The organism is Kitasatospora sp. NPDC001527, assembly GCF_040298605.1.
In the GTDB taxonomy this organism is placed as follows: domain Bacteria; phylum Actinomycetota; class Actinomycetes; order Streptomycetales; family Streptomycetaceae; genus Kitasatospora.
Genome location: NZ_JBEPAM010000006.1, coordinates 60,429 through 73,572, shown reverse-complemented (window position 1 = coordinate 73,572; position 13,144 = coordinate 60,429). Strand labels below are relative to the sequence as shown.

The 13,144-nt window shown below is 76.8% G+C and carries 12 protein-coding genes and 1 pseudogene; 6 read left to right on the top strand and 7 right to left on the bottom strand.

Features of this window, described 5'->3' with window-relative positions; genetic code table 11:
* Window positions 1-3 precede the first annotated feature (3 nt).
* From ABT238_RS08345 to ABT238_RS08335, 3 genes and pseudogenes are all read left to right on the top strand, one after another.
* A complete protein-coding gene (locus ABT238_RS08345; protein ID WP_350756154.1) occupies window positions 4-1,164 on the top strand; it encodes a polysaccharide deacetylase family protein in 1,161 nt (386 codons plus the stop codon).
* A 132-nt stretch (window positions 1,165-1,296) separates the two neighbouring features.
* The gene (locus ABT238_RS08340; protein WP_350756152.1) at window positions 1,297-1,641 is read left to right on the top strand and encodes a hypothetical protein; all 345 of its coding nucleotides are present in this window, start codon (window positions 1,297-1,299) and stop codon (window positions 1,639-1,641) included.
* 294 nt (window positions 1,642-1,935) lie between these two features.
* A pseudogene (locus tag ABT238_RS08335) lies at window positions 1,936-2,331 on the top strand (nitroreductase family deazaflavin-dependent oxidoreductase); the annotation flags it as partial.
* 83 nt (window positions 2,332-2,414) lie between these two features.
* On the opposite strand, the gene ABT238_RS08330 reads toward ABT238_RS08335, so the two are convergent.
* The 4 genes from ABT238_RS08330 to ABT238_RS08315 all read right to left on the bottom strand — a co-directional run bounded on the left by ABT238_RS08330 (window position 2,415) and on the right by ABT238_RS08315 (window position 5,611).
* Window positions 2,415-3,215: an SGNH/GDSL hydrolase family protein gene (locus ABT238_RS08330; RefSeq protein WP_502884134.1), complete on the bottom strand. Its 801-nt coding sequence runs from the start codon at window positions 3,213-3,215 to the stop codon at window positions 2,415-2,417.
* A 274-nt stretch (window positions 3,216-3,489) separates the two neighbouring features.
* Window positions 3,490-3,876: a VOC family protein gene (locus ABT238_RS08325; RefSeq protein ID WP_350560754.1), complete on the bottom strand. Its 387-nt coding sequence runs from the start codon at window positions 3,874-3,876 to the stop codon at window positions 3,490-3,492.
* Window positions 3,873-4,526: a hypothetical protein gene (locus ABT238_RS08320; protein WP_350756150.1), complete on the bottom strand. Its 654-nt coding sequence runs from the start codon at window positions 4,524-4,526 to the stop codon at window positions 3,873-3,875. The genes ABT238_RS08325 and ABT238_RS08320 overlap by 4 nt, the downstream gene beginning before the upstream one ends.
* Window positions 4,527-4,762: 236 nt before the next feature.
* Window positions 4,763-5,611 (bottom strand): DUF8829 domain-containing protein, encoded by an 849-nt coding sequence (locus tag ABT238_RS08315; protein WP_350756148.1) that lies wholly within the window; start codon window positions 5,609-5,611, stop codon window positions 4,763-4,765.
* Between the two features lie 797 nt (window positions 5,612-6,408).
* Between ABT238_RS08315 and ABT238_RS08310 the strand changes: the two genes are divergently transcribed.
* Both ABT238_RS08310 and ABT238_RS08305 read left to right on the top strand, forming a co-directional pair.
* Window positions 6,409-7,575: an exonuclease SbcCD subunit D gene (locus tag ABT238_RS08310; protein WP_350756146.1), complete on the top strand. Its 1,167-nt coding sequence runs from the start codon at window positions 6,409-6,411 to the stop codon at window positions 7,573-7,575.
* Window positions 7,572-10,754 (top strand): AAA family ATPase, encoded by a 3,183-nt coding sequence (locus ABT238_RS08305; RefSeq protein WP_350756144.1) that lies wholly within the window; start codon window positions 7,572-7,574, stop codon window positions 10,752-10,754. Before ABT238_RS08310 ends, ABT238_RS08305 begins: the two co-directional genes overlap by 4 nt.
* 90 nt (window positions 10,755-10,844) lie before the next feature.
* Here ABT238_RS08305 and ABT238_RS08300 read toward each other — a convergent pair whose 3' ends face one another.
* Complete coding sequence (locus tag ABT238_RS08300) at window positions 10,845-11,141, bottom strand: hypothetical protein (protein ID WP_350561168.1); 297 nt, start codon at window positions 11,139-11,141, stop codon at window positions 10,845-10,847.
* 67 nt (window positions 11,142-11,208) lie between these two features.
* Between ABT238_RS08300 and ABT238_RS08295 the strand changes: the two genes are divergently transcribed.
* On the top strand, window positions 11,209-11,904 hold the full coding sequence (locus tag ABT238_RS08295) for a DUF1990 domain-containing protein (RefSeq protein ID WP_350756142.1): 696 nt from the start codon (window positions 11,209-11,211) through the stop codon (window positions 11,902-11,904).
* A gap of 47 nt (window positions 11,905-11,951) precedes the next feature.
* Here ABT238_RS08295 and ABT238_RS08290 read toward each other — a convergent pair whose 3' ends face one another.
* Both ABT238_RS08290 and ABT238_RS08285 read right to left on the bottom strand, forming a co-directional pair.
* Window positions 11,952-12,401 carry a YjbQ family protein gene (locus ABT238_RS08290; protein ID WP_350560766.1) on the bottom strand — a complete coding sequence of 150 codons (450 nt, stop codon included), beginning with the start codon at window positions 12,399-12,401 and terminating at the stop codon, window positions 11,952-11,954.
* 231 nt (window positions 12,402-12,632) lie between these two features.
* Window positions 12,633-12,902 carry a hypothetical protein gene (locus ABT238_RS08285; RefSeq protein ID WP_350560768.1) on the bottom strand — a complete coding sequence of 90 codons (270 nt, stop codon included), beginning with the start codon at window positions 12,900-12,902 and terminating at the stop codon, window positions 12,633-12,635.
* Between the last annotated feature and the right edge of the window lie 242 nt (window positions 12,903-13,144).

Genomic DNA, 13,144 nt, shown 5'->3' with positions numbered 1-13,144 from the left:
CACGTGTCCATCTCCTCGCGCATGTCCGCACGCCTGTCGGCACTGGGCGCCTGCGCCGCGCTGCTGACGGCCGGCCTCGCCGGGCCCGCCACGGCGGCGCAGCCCGGGGCCGCCGCGTCCGGCGGCGCCACCGCCCCCACCGTCAACCTGGCCACCAACCCCGGGTTCGAGATCCCCGCCTCCTCGCTCGCCGACTGGGGCAGCGTGCCCGGCTGGCGCTGTTCCGGCGGGCCCGCCAAGGCCTCCGTCACCACCGCCGCCCCGCACTCGGGCGCCTCTGCCCTGGCCGTCGCCCCGGCGGGCGACGAGTCCACCGGCGAGTGCGCCCAGACCGTCTCGGTCCAGCCGGGCACCACCTACACCGCCTCCGCCTGGGTCCGCGGGAAGTTCGTCTTCCTCGGCGCCACCGACGGCACCGACCGCCCGACCGCCCCCGCCTGGACGGAGGACACCCGCGGCGGCTGGCAGAAGCTCACCACCCGTTTCACCGCCGGCCCCACCGCCACCACCGTCCGCCTCGCCGTCCACGGCTGGTACCAGCAGGGCCCGTTCGCGGTCGACGACGTCCGGGTGGACGGCCCGGCACCCGCGCCCGCGACCGGCGCCGCCTCGGTGCCGACCAGCGACAAGGTGGTCTTCTTCACCGTCGACGACGGCTGGCAGACCTCCCCGGAGGCGGAGCGGTTCATCACCGACCACCAGCTGCCGATCACCGCCTTCCCGCTGCCGATGGCCGCCGCCAACAACCCCGGCTACTTCCAGCGGGTCGCCGCCGTGCCCGGCGCCTCCGTGCAGAACCACAGCGTCTCCCACCCCGACCTCACCAAGCTCACGCCCGCCGAGCAGCAGGTGGAGATCTGCGACGCCCGGGACTCGCTGACCCGCCTCTTCGGCACCGCGCCCACCGTGTTCCGCCCGCCGTACTTCGCCTGGAACGCCGACACCCTGCAGGCCGCGGCCAACTGCGGCATGCGCACCGTGCTCACCGCCGACGCGGACTTCAGCTGGGGCGCCTCCAACGTCTGGCACGAGGGCACCCTGTCGCCCGGGGACGTCGTCCTCATGCACTGGAGCGACACCCTCGCCGGTGACCTGCAGCGTGCCCTGGCCGCCGCCGAGGCGGCCGGTCTCAAGCCCGCCGGCCTGACGTCCTACCTGCGCTGAGGACGCCGCACGCCACTCACGCTCCACCTCGCACCACCTCGCACCGCCGGTCCCGCGACGGGGCCGGCGGTGCGCCCTTTCCGCGCCCTGCCCGTGGCCGGGACGAGATCCTCCGCCGTCAGACTCGTCGCCGTGGGGAGACCGGGGGTCCGAACCTTCCGCCGCGGGCCGCGCTCCTTCCCGCCGCACCACCCGCCCGCCGACTGGGCCTCGGACGGCGGGCCGCTCCCGCCGCCCGACGAGCGCCCGCGCCGCTACGGCATCGACGTCCGCACCACCGAACCCGCCGCCTCCCACGTCTCCTTCAGCACCGGCGACCTCGCTGGCCTCTCCCCCCGGACAGGTCTGGGCGCACGCCCGGATCTGGACCCTGGAGGAGTTCGACTCCTACGCCCGCACCTCGTGCTGAGCGCCCTGCGGGCCTCGCTCACGACCCGGGCCCGCCCCGGCCGGCTCGGCCGGCTGACCGCGCGTTGACAGGGCGCGGGCGGGGTGCTCTGATGGGCGCGTGCAGCGTGGCGCCGGCCAAAGAGAAGTGGGCCGGCCGGCAGCCGGGCCGGCACCCGACACCGAGGGACGACGCGTGATGAGTTCGTACTCCGCTCCCCTTTTCCTGACCCTTCGCGCGGCCGCGGCCCAGACCGTGGCCGTCGCCCACCCCTGTTCGGAGATCTGTCCAGGCGCATGCCCATGTCTTCTTCCTCTCCCCAGTCCCTTTCCGATTCCTTCTCCGAGTCCTTCTCCCCCGCCCGGTCGTCCGCTCGGCCGCCGCTGTCGTTCAACCAGAGCGTCATCGAGGAGTTCCGCGCCAACGGCGGGCGGGTCGGCGGCCCCTTCGAGGGCGGAGACCTGCTCCTGCTGACCACCGCCGGTGCGCGAACCGGCCGGGAGCACACCGTGCCGCTCGGATTCGTGCGCGCCGAGGGCCTGCTGCTGATCGTCGCCTCGGCGGCCGGGGCGCCCGAGCACCCGCAGTGGTACCGCAACCTGATCGCCCGCCCGGCGGTACGGGTCGAGCTCGGCGAGGAGGTGTTCGAGGCGACCGCCGTGCCGGCCGAGGGCTCGCGGCGGGACCGGCTCTTCGCGGCCGTCGTCCGGGCCGCGCCCGGGTACGGCGACTACCAGCGGCACACCCGGCGGGTCCTGCCGGTGGTCGCGCTGGAACGCCGCTGAACGGACGGGCCCGCCGGTCCCTCCCCCGTGTGGGGGACCGGCGGGCCCGGGCCTGGTCAGGCCCCCTGCGGATCCGTTCAGGCCTGGGCGGAGAAGACCTGGAGGTAGCCGCCCGAGTGGCCGGCGGCGTTGGGGTGGTAGCTCTCGTCCACCGGCAGCGTGGTGCTGCGCAGCCAGGTGGTGCCGGAGCCGCAGATCTCGTGCTCGCGGTAGATCGAGCGCACGTCACCGAAGGCGAAGCCCGCGTTGGCGGCGCGCTTGGCGAGGACGTCGTCCAGCGCGTCGGCGGCGCCGTTGATGGCGGCCCGCTTGGTGTCGCCGATGCCGAGGATGCAGCTGCCGCCGATCTTGTAGAGGTGCGGGTAGCCGAGCACGACGACCCGGGCGTTCGGCGCCTTGGCGCGGATCGCCGAGTAGACCCTGTCGAGCTGGGCCGGCAGCGTGCTGGTGGCGTAGTTCTTCGCGGTGGCGACGGCGTTGAGGCAGGCGCTCTCGGAGTCCAGGACGCACGTCTGCATCGTGCTCGCGAAGCCCGCGTCGTTGCCGCCGACGCTGATGCTGACCAGCGTGGTAGTCGAACTCAGCGAGGAGATCTGGTTGTTGATGACGTCTCCGGTCTTCGCCCCGGCGCAGGCGACGAACTTGAACGACGACGGCGCGTGCGCGTTCTTCCACAGGTACGCGTACGCGAGGGTGCTGCGCTTGCAGCTCCCGCTCTCACTGGTGTAGCTGCCGGCACCGAGGCCGGAGGCGTACGAATCGCCCAGGGCGACGTAGTTGGCACCGGCGGCGTGGGCCGATCCGGCCGTGGCCAGCGTGGTGAGGGCGAGGAGGGCCGCGGTGACGGCGACGGACATGGCTCGGGCAGGGCGTGACATGAGTCCTCCTGGTCGTGACGTGCGTCACGGAATTTGATACCAGGCGGTAGCTTTCATGTGAAGTTGTCATGCCAAGGCAATTGACGAACAGTCTGACAACCGCCGGGTTAACGCACCCTTTTCTCACCACGCGCGACGGGGCAAGCGCCGTTGGTGACCGAACGGAGCGTCACCCGGCCGGAGGACGGCTGCCGGTGGAGGGTTGACGACCGACCGAGGGGCGGCGGACGGCCGGGCGACGACGACCGGGTGAAGGGCTGCGGCGGCGAGCGCGTCAGCCGGGTTCGCCGTCGTGGACGACGATCTCCAGCTCGAAGCCCTGGCGGTCGATCAGGTGGACCGTCCCACCGGTGTCCACCCGGACCGTCCAGCCGGCGGCGAGCGCGGCGGCCACCGCCGACCGGTCACCGTGCACGGCGAGGTGGTTCAGGCCCGCCCGCAGCCGCTGGTGACCTCCCGGCAGCAGGGCCGGCGACTGCTCGATCACCAGGTAGGCGTCACCGAGGCGCCAACTGCGGCCGCTCGGCCATTGCTGGAACGGCTCGCACCCGAGCGCGAGCAGCACCGGGCCCCACTGCCGCGCCGCGAGCGCCAGGTCGTCCGTCCACAGCTCCACGTGGTGGAACAGGCCGCGGGGGTGCGGCGGTCGAGGAGCGCTCACCGGCCGTCGCCCGGGCCGGTGGAGCCGGTGGGCGCGGCGTCCGGGGCCGCACCGGGGAACACCTCGCAGCCGTCGACCGGCAGTTCCTCGATCGCCTCGTTGGCCGCGGCGGGCACGCCCAGCCACCGGACGGCGGTCGCCACCGCCGCCCGGGCCTGGCGCAGCCCGGGCTCGCCCCAGCCGAGCAGCTCGACGGCGAGACCCGGCGCCACGAGCAGCCGCCGGTAGTGCCGCCCCGAGGCGGGGTCCGCCGCGCTCGGGCCGACCGCCCGCAGCGCGGCCGCCATCCGGACCCGGGCGCACTCGTTCCCGCCGTTGGCCGACCCCACCCGGTCGTAGAGGTAGCCGAGGTAGTACGCCGTGCCGATCAGCGCCTGCGCCTCCTCGCCCGCCTCCCGGGCGAGGGCGGAGCCCGGGTCCCCGGCGTCCTCCGGCTCCAGCGACCCGCCGGGCAGCGAGACGATGCCGTCCTTCGGGTTGACCAGCGTCAGCACCCGGCCGTCGGGGGCGAACAGCCACCCCCACGACTGCTTGACCGCGAGCCCGGAGGGCACCGGCTCGCCCGGCCGCCACGGCCACCCCGCGGTGGGACGCCTGCGCACCCGTCCGAGCAGCTCGGCGATCTCCGCGCTGTACTCGATCCGGCTCATGCGTCCCCCCTTTCGGTTCGGGCTCGCCGGACCGGCGGTGCGCGGGGACGTTCACGGGACGTTCGCGGGACGTTCGCGGTGCGCGGTTCGGGGCCGAGCGGGCAGGCGCGGCGGCGTGGGGCACCGTCCGTTCCCACTGTTGATCTTCCCCGAAATCTTCCCCGAACAGGCGGTCGATGAACAGTCCCCAGCGCCGCTTGGTGGACACCGAAGACCGAACGCGCTGGTCAGCCGGGTCAGTCCAGGGGCTCACCGCCGTCCTGCCGCCTGGGTGACACCGGCAGGGGGAATCCAGGCCCCGGAACGGCGGCCGGCGGGAAGGGCAGCCCGCGTCCGACGTCGTCGGCCAGCTCGTCCAGCACCTCCCGGACGGTCATCGGCCGCAGCCGTCCGGCGTGCAGCGCCCAGCCGCGCACCACCTGCCCGCCGGGCACCGCCGGGTCCCCGTGCAGCACCACCGCCCCGGCGCCGCCGGCGGCCAAGCCCGCCGCCAGCGTCACGCAGAACGCCTCGCCGTCCCGCCCGCCCGTGCCCGACCGGCCGCCTTCCACCAGGAGGTCGGTCGCCGAGGTCAGCTCCTCGCCGTCCTCGGGGCCGTGGCAGCGCACGGTCAGCAGATGGAGACCGTCACCGGCACCCGCCGCCACCGCCGACCGGACCTCGACCGCGTGCCGCAGCACCGCCACCAGCCGCCGCTCCCCCGGCGGCCCCTCGCCGACCGCCGCCAGCAGCGCCGCCATCGCGATGGAGATCCGCACCCTGGCCCGGTGGTCGTCGACCAGCTCCGGCAGCAGGACCGCCAACCGCTGCCCGGCGTAGACGAACGGCTCCCCCGCCAGCTCGGGATCGGCCGCGTACGCGACGCGGGCCGCCGCGCCCCCGGGGTCGAAGCCGAGCGCCTCGCAGTACTCCTCGTAGTCCGCCGGGTCCAGCACCCGCAGATGCACCTCGACGCCGTGCCCGGCCAGCGCCCGGAGCTGGACCGCCACCCGCCGCAGGTAGGCCCGGAAGGACAGCCCGCCGAACAGCCCGTACCCCGCGAGGTCGGCGAAATCGGCGGCACGCACCACCAGGGCCAGCGCCACCGGCTGCGGCGGCGGCGCCCCGCGCGGCCGCCCCGAGCGCCACCCCCGCGCCCCGGGCCCGCCCGACCCGCCGCCCGGAGGCCGTCCACCAGGGCCGCGCGCCCCCGGTCCACCCGGCCCGGGCCGCCGCTGCCCGGCACGCCCGCTCCGCATCCCGTCCCGCTTTCCGTCCCGCACGCCCATCGCGCCACCCTTTCGCTGCCGACACCCGCCACACCGGCCCCACGAGCCCCTCGGCTCCCGGCGACCGCGACCCTACATACCGTCACTGACAATCCACCCTGCGCGACCTCCACAGGTCGCGCGGGAAGCCGCCGCCCCGGCACGGCGGCCACCTTGACTCTCAGCGACGGTGACCCTACACACGGCCACTGACAGTCCGCCCGGTGCGGCACCCGCCGCCGAGGGGTGGACGGGAAGCCGCGACCGGGGACCGGACGGCCGGGGTGCCGCCCGTCGTGCGACGAGGGATCACGCCCCGGCGGCCGAGGGCGCTGCCCCTGCCACGGCCGCGCCGGGCCGCAGCGCTCGCGAGGGACCGTGCGGCGGGCGGGAGTGCATGGCGCGGACCAGGCTCTCGGCACCACCCCCCCATGCACCGACGGGCCTCCCCGAGAACCGCCCCGGCCGCCCAAGGCGGGCGAGACGGCCCGGGGTGGCCGGGGGTGGCAGGCCACGGCGGCCGAGGCGGCGTGGCGGGCCAGGCGAGACGGCCGGGGTGGCGGAGGGCCACTGGGTGGGGTGGGAATCCGCGGTCCGGGGCCGCTTGTCGGTGGCGCCCGTTATGGTCGGGGACCATGCGACTGCTGCATACCTCCGACTGGCACCTCGGGCGATCGTTCCACCGGGAGAGCCTGCACGACGCCCAGCGCGCCTTCCTGGACCACCTGGTGGCCGTGGTCCGGGACCGGGGCGTGGACGCCGTGCTGGTCGCCGGGGACGTGTACGACCGCGCGCTGCCGGGTCTGGAGGCGGTGGCGCTGTTCGACGACGTGCTGCACCGGCTGGCCGGCCTCGGCGTGCCGACGGTGTTCATCAGCGGCAACCACGACTCCGCCCGCCGCCTCGGCGTGGGCGCCGGGCTGATCGGCCGGGCCGGCGTCCACCTGCGGACCGACCCGGGCGAGTGCGCCGAGCCGGTGCTGCTGGCCGACGAGCACGGTCCGGTCGCCGTCTACGGGCTGCCCTACCTGGAGCCGACGCTGGTCCGGGAGCGGTTCGGACTGGCGCGCGGCGGGCACGCGGCGGTGCTCGGCGCGGCGATGGAGCAGGTCAGGGCCGACCTCGCGGCCCGCCCCGCCGGCACCCGCGCGGTGGTGCTGGCGCACGCCTTCGTCACCGGCGGCGAGCCCAGCGACAGCGAGCGCGACATCGCGGTGGGCGGAGTCGCGGCCGTCCCCGCCTCCCTCTTCGACGGCGTGCACTACGCGGCGCTCGGCCATCTGCACGGCTGCCAGACGCTCGCCCCGCACCTGCGCTACAGCGGCTCCCCGCTCGCCTACTCCTTCTCCGAGCACGAGCACCGCAAGAGCATGTGGCTGGTCGACCTCGCGGCGGACGGCGAGGTCACCGCCGAACGCGTCCCCTGCCCGGTGCCGCGCCCGCTGGCCCGGCTGCGCGGCCGGCTCGACGAGCTGCTCACCGACGAGCGCTACACCGCCGACGAGCAGTCCTGGGTGCAGGCCACCCTCACCGACCCGAGCCGCCCGAGCGAGCCGATGGAACGGCTGCGCCGCCGCTTCCCGCACACCCTGCAGCTGCTCTTCGAACCGGAGGAGACGGCCCCGGCCGCCTCCTCCTACGCCGCCCGGGTCGGCGGGCGGACGGACCTGGAGATCGCCGAGGGCTTCCTGCGGCACGTCCGCCCCGGCGCCGAGCCGGACCCGCAGGAGCTGGACTGGCTGCGCGAGGGCTTCGAGCGCGTCCGGGAGACCACCGACCGGAAGGCGGAGCTGCCCCGATGAGACTCCACCGGCTGACCGTGACCGCCTTCGGCCCGTTCGCGGCCACCGAGACGGTCGACTTCGACGCGCTGGCCGCCGGCGGACTGTTCCTGCTGCGCGGCGCCACCGGCGCGGGCAAGAGCAGTGTGCTGGACGCGGTCTGCTACGCCCTCTACGGCGAGGTGCCCGGCACCCGCCGCGCCAACCGGCTGCGCAGCGACCACGCCGCGCCGGACCGGCTGACGACCGTCCGGCTGGAGCTGACGCTCGGTGGGCGGAGGCTGGAGATCACCCGGATCCCTGAGCAGCCGCGGCCGAAGAAGGTCGGCCGCGGCATGACCCTCGAACGCGCCCAGACGCTGCTGCGCGAGTGGTCGGCGGACGGCGCCGGCACCGGGGACGACGCGCCGGGCTGGCGGGCGGTCAGCAAGTCGCACCAGGAGGCCGGGGAGGAGATCCACCGGCTGATCGGGATGAGCCGCGACCAGTTCTGCCAGGTGGTGCTGCTGCCACAGGGCGACTTCGCGCGGTTCCTGCGGGCGGACTCGGAGGAGCGCGGAAAGCTGCTGCGCCGGCTGTTCGACACCGAGCGGTTCCAGTCCGTCGAGGCCTGGCTGACCGAGCGGCGCCGGGCCCAGGAGGCCGCCGTCCAGGCCGGGCGCCGCCGGCTGCGGGATCTGGCGAGCAAGGCGGAGCAGGCGGCCGGCCCGGACGCCGAGCCGGCCGCGGGCCGGGTGCCCGGCGAGGAGGAGTCCGGCCCGGCGGGGGTCCCGGCGGCCACCGAGCTCACCCTGGGTGTGCTGGGCTGGGCGGCGGTGCTGCGCGGCGGCGCGGCCGAGCAGCTGGCCGTCGCCGAGGCGGCGCTGGCGGGCGCGGAGGAGGCGCATCGGGCCGCGCAGCGCGGGCGGGAGGCCGCCGAGCAGCTGGCCGACCGGCAGGAGCGGCACCGGCAGGCGGTGCGGGAGGCGGCCCGCCTCGCCGAGGACGAGCCCGCCCGGGCGGAGGACCGCCGGCGGCTGGCGGCGGCGCAGGCGGCGGTCGGCGTCGAGTCGGTGCTGCACCTGCGCGAGCGCGCGGCGGAGGCGTACCGGCAGGCCCGGGAGGAGGAGCACCGGCACCGCGCGGTGCTGGCCGGGCTCGCCGACGGCCCGGCGGGACGGACCGTCTCGGCGGGACGGACCGTCTCGGCGGGCGGCGATGCCGCGGACGGCGGGGACGGAGACGGTGGGGGCGCCGACGGGGACGGCGGCGCGGCGGGCGGGGGCCCGGCGCTGGCGCACGCCGAGGCCGAGGAGCTGGCCGGGGCCGAGCGGCGGCTGCGCGCGGAGGTCGTCCGGCTGGAGGCGGCCCGGGAGGACGAGCGGCGGTGCGCCGAACTGGACGGCGCGCGGGCGGCGCTGGCCGCCGACCTGCGGCGTGCCGAGGACCTCGCCGAGGAGGCGGGCGACTGGCTCGCCGAGTTCGAGGCCCGGCTGGCCGCCCTCCAGGCGGAGGAGGCGGCCGCCCGGGACGCCGCCGGGCGCGTCGAGCGGCTGGACGCCCGACGGGCGGATCTGGCCGCCCGGCTGTCCGCCGCCCGTGACCGGGACGGGCTGGGCGTGGAGATCGACCACGCCCGGCCACGGGTCCTCGCGCTGCGGGCGGAGGCGCTGGACGCCCGCCAGTACGGGCTGGACCTGCGCGAACGCCGGCTGGCCGGGATGGCCGCCGAGCTGGCCGCGCGGCTGGGCGCCGGGGAGCCGTGCCGGGTCTGCGGCTCGACGGAGCACCCGGCCCCCGCGCGCCCGGCCGGGGAGCCGGTCCGGCCCGAGGACGAGGAGCGCGCCCGGCGGGCCCAGACGGCCGCCGAGCAGGCGGCCGAGGCCGCGGAGCAGAAGCTGTCCGGCCTCCAGGTGCGCCGGGCGGCGGCGGCCGGAGCGGCCGGGGAGGAGCCCGCCGAGGCCCTGTCCGCGGGGCTCGCCGAGCTGGAGCGCGAGCACCGCGAGGCGCTCCGGGCCGCCGAGCGGCTGGCTCCGGTGGGTCTGGCGATCGAGCGGCTCACCGCCGAGCAGGCCGTCCGGCGGACGGCGCTGGCCGGGGCCCGCGAGCGCGGCGCCGAGCTGGCCGCCCAGGCCCGGACCCTGCACACCGAGCAGGAGAAGCTGGGCGCCCGGGTGGCGGCCGCCCGGGGCGACGCGCCGTCGGTGGCGGAGCGCGCGGCCGCCCTGAACCGGCTCGCCTCGGCCGTGGCGGCGCTGGTCGGCGCGGCCCGGTCCGCCACCGAGGCGGCGCATCAGCTCAAGCGGGCCGACGACGAACTGGCCGGCGCCGCGGTGGCGGCAGGGTTCGCGAGCGCGCGGGACGCCGCCGCCGTGCTGCTGCCCCGGCAGGAGCGCGAACGGCTGGAGCAGCGGCTGGACCGGCACCGGGCGGAGCTGGCGGCGGCCGAGCGCCGGCTGGCCGAGCCGGAGCTGGCCGCGGCCGCCGCGCTGCCGGCCGCGGACCTGCCGGGCACCCGCGCCCTGCTCGGGGCGGCCACCGACCGGCTGCGGGCGGCGCACGCGGCACGGGACACGGCCCGGGAGCGGTGCGCGGCGCTCGCCGTGATCGGGCGGCAGCTGGCCGAGCTGGCCCGCTCGCTCGCCCCCGAGCTGGAGCGGTACGCGCGGATCAGCCGGCTGGCCGCGCTGGCGGCGGGCACCTCGGCCGACAACCGGCTGCGGATGCGCCTGGAGTCGTACGTCCTGGCCGCGCGGCTGGAGCAGGTGGCGGCGGCGGCCAGCGACCGGCTGGTGCGGATGTCCGGCGGACGCTACACCCTGGTCCACAGCGACGACCGGGGCGCGGGCAACAAGCGCTCGGGCCTGGCCCTGCGCGTGGTGGACGCCTGGACCGGCACCGAGCGCGACACCGCGACGCTCTCCGGCGGCGAGAGCTTCTTCGCCTCGCTGGCCCTGGCGCTCGGTCTGGCGGACGTGGTCACCGACGAGGCCGGGGGCATGCCGCTGGACACCCTGTTCATCGACGAGGGCTTCGGCAGTCTCGACGAGCACACCCTGGAGGAGGTGATGGACGTCCTCGACGGTCTGCGCGAGCGGGACCGCGCGGTCGGCATCGTCAGCCACGTCGCCGATCTGCGCAGCCGCATCCCGGCCCAGCTGCTGGTCCGCAAGGGCCGGCACGGTTCGACCCTGGCCCTGGCCGGGCGGGAGGACGCCTGACGCGCGTCTGCCGCAGACCTGACGCGCGCCTGACGCGCGCCGCGGCCGGGCCGGGTCGCCCCGGACCGGGCCGCCGCGAACCCGCTCCCGTCAGCCGGAGCAGGCGATCCGCTGGGCCTGCTGCCAGGCGCAGACGGGGCACAGGGTGCTGCCCGGGCGGTCGGCGGGCAGTTCGGTCGGCTCGCCGCACAGCACGCAGTCCGCGCGCGGGCCGGTGAGGTCCGGATCGGGCAGCAGCGCCGCCACGGCGTCGCCGTCGCCCGGGGCGAGGACGCAGACCTGGTCGGCCGCCGAGCCGCCGCCGTCCGCGAGGCCCTCGGGCTCCGGGGCGCGGGCGGGGCGCGGGTCGTCGGCGCGGCCCCTGTCGTTCACGGCAGTTTCGCTCATGGGGCCCTCTCTACTCCTCGGCCGGGCCCCGTGCAAGACGCTCCCGGACGGCCGGTACGGTGGCGGCATGCCCGACTCGCCCGGTACCGCCCCGGATCCCGGCGCCGCCCGCCCGTCCGCCCTCACCCGGCGGCTGCTGGCCGCCCGGGCCGCCGCGCCCAGCTACCGCGAGGTGGGCGCCACCCGCGGCGCCCGGCTGCCGGAGGGCTACGCGCACCTGCGTCGGCGGGTCCACCTCGGGCACGGCCCGGACGTCCTGGCGCGCGCCGGGCGGTTCGTCCTCGGCTGGGGCTGCCAGCTGGGCACCGGCTTCGCCGTGTACCCGTACGCGCCCGCCGAGGCGGGGTCGACCGTGCTGCTGCGCCTCGCCCTGCCCGGCACCCGCCGGCCCCGGCTGGTGATCCCGTGCCGGGTGGTGTGGCGGGTGGACGAGCCGGACCGGATCGGCTTCGCCTACGGGACGCTGCCGGGGCACCCGGAGCGCGGCGAGGAGGCGTTCGTGGTGTCCATGGACGCCGCGGGCGAGGTGTGGTTCGAGGTGAGCGCCTTCGCCCGGCTCGCCGCCTGGTACGCCCGGCTCGGCCGTCCGGTCGCCGTGCTCTGCCAGTACCTGGCGATCGAGCGGTACCTCGCCGCCGTCGTCGAAGCGGCGGCCGGCGAGGTACCGGCCGGTGAGGCCCCGGCGGTCGAAGCCGACGCCCACGCGCGCGACCGCGCCGGCGACCGCGCCGAGGCCGCCTCGGGCGGGCCGGCGGCGGGGTAGGGCCGCCGGCCGGGGACCGTCGACTCGGGTCCGCCGGCCCGGGCCCGTCAGCCCAGGAAGGAGAGCCGGACCGTCCGCCTGGGGTTGTCGCCGTTGGTGTCGACGAGGACCACCGACTGCCAGATGCCCAGCGCGAGCCGCCCGTCGATCACCGGCAGGGTGGCGTGCGGGGCGACCAGGCCGGGCAGGACGTGGTCGCGTCCGTGGCCGGCGCTGCCGTGCCGGTGCATCCAGCGGTCGTCGGCGGGCAGCAGGTCCCGCAGGGCGGCGAGCAGGTCGGCGTCGCTGCCGGAGCCGGTCTCCAGGACGGCGATCCCGGCCGTCGCGTGCGGGACGAAGACGTTGAGCAGTCCGTCCCGCCCGGCCGCGTGCCCGTCGAGGAACCGGGAGCAGCGGTCGGTGATGTCCAGCGCGACCTCCTGGCTGCCGGTGGTGATCTCGAAGGTCTCGGTCCGGAAGGACGTGGAGTGGGGGGTGGTGTGGATGTGGTCCGCCATGGCGTCATCCTCGCCCACGTCCGGGGGCGGGCAGACCAGCCTCGCCGACTCTCCGTGCCGGTGGGGCAAGTCGTCGTACCCTGAGAGGTTCAGACCAATCCGGGCGGCCCCGGGCGGCCCGGTTCCGGGCATGCTTCCGGGCATGCCGAAGACCCGACGGTCACGGGGATCCGTCGGGCCGGTGCTGGTGGGTGCGGGGGGCGGCGGCGCGCCCCGGGGCCGGTCGGCCCCTCAGCCGCGCCCGCCGAAGAGACCGCGGCGCAGCCGGCGCAGCGGCGCCAGCAGCCTGACCCGCGCGTGGCGGCGCGGCGGCGCGGTCGGGGCACCGAGGCCGCTCGGCGTCAGCTCCCTTATCAACCCGAGCGCCTCGGCGGTGTCCACCGCCGGGAGTGCGGGCGCGCCGAGCACAGCCAGGTGTCGGTCGATCCGGCGGCCGGTCGTACCGACACCGCACTGGACCGCCGGCACGCGGGGCCGAGTCCGCACTTGCATGTGTTCCATCTGATTTCCCACCCCTACGAGGCGCCAGGGCCGTGAGGCGAAGACTATCCGCGACAGACGGTCTTCGCGCAACCGTCCCGGTGTTCTGCCACCGTATCGTGCGGCGTCAACTGACACCGCACCAGGGGCTGCCCGGGCGGTCACGACTAGGCATCAATGATGGTGCACGACCGGGCACCCGTCAGCGGGTTCGTCGGAGTACGGGCCCGGCGCCCGGCGCGAAGCCGCGCGCCCGGCACGCG

Coding starts and splice junctions, on each gene's coding strand:
- ABT238_RS08290 (WP_350560766.1), bottom strand. CDS start 12,401: ATGGCGGACCACATCCACACCACCCCCCACTCCACGTCCTTCCGGACC.
- ABT238_RS08330 (WP_502884134.1), bottom strand. CDS start 3,215: ATGTCACGCCCTGCCCGAGCCATGTCCGTCGCCGTCACCGCGGCCCTC.
- ABT238_RS08320 (WP_350756150.1), bottom strand. CDS start 4,526: ATGAGCCGGATCGAGTACAGCGCGGAGATCGCCGAGCTGCTCGGACGG.
- ABT238_RS08295 (WP_350756142.1), top strand. CDS start 11,209: ATGCCCGACTCGCCCGGTACCGCCCCGGATCCCGGCGCCGCCCGCCCG.
- ABT238_RS08300 (WP_350561168.1), bottom strand. CDS start 11,141: ATGAGCGAAACTGCCGTGAACGACAGGGGCCGCGCCGACGACCCGCGC.
- ABT238_RS08285 (WP_350560768.1), bottom strand. CDS start 12,902: ATGGAACACATGCAAGTGCGGACTCGGCCCCGCGTGCCGGCGGTCCAG.
- ABT238_RS08305 (WP_350756144.1), top strand. CDS start 7,572: ATGAGACTCCACCGGCTGACCGTGACCGCCTTCGGCCCGTTCGCGGCC.
- ABT238_RS08310 (WP_350756146.1), top strand. CDS start 6,409: ATGCGACTGCTGCATACCTCCGACTGGCACCTCGGGCGATCGTTCCAC.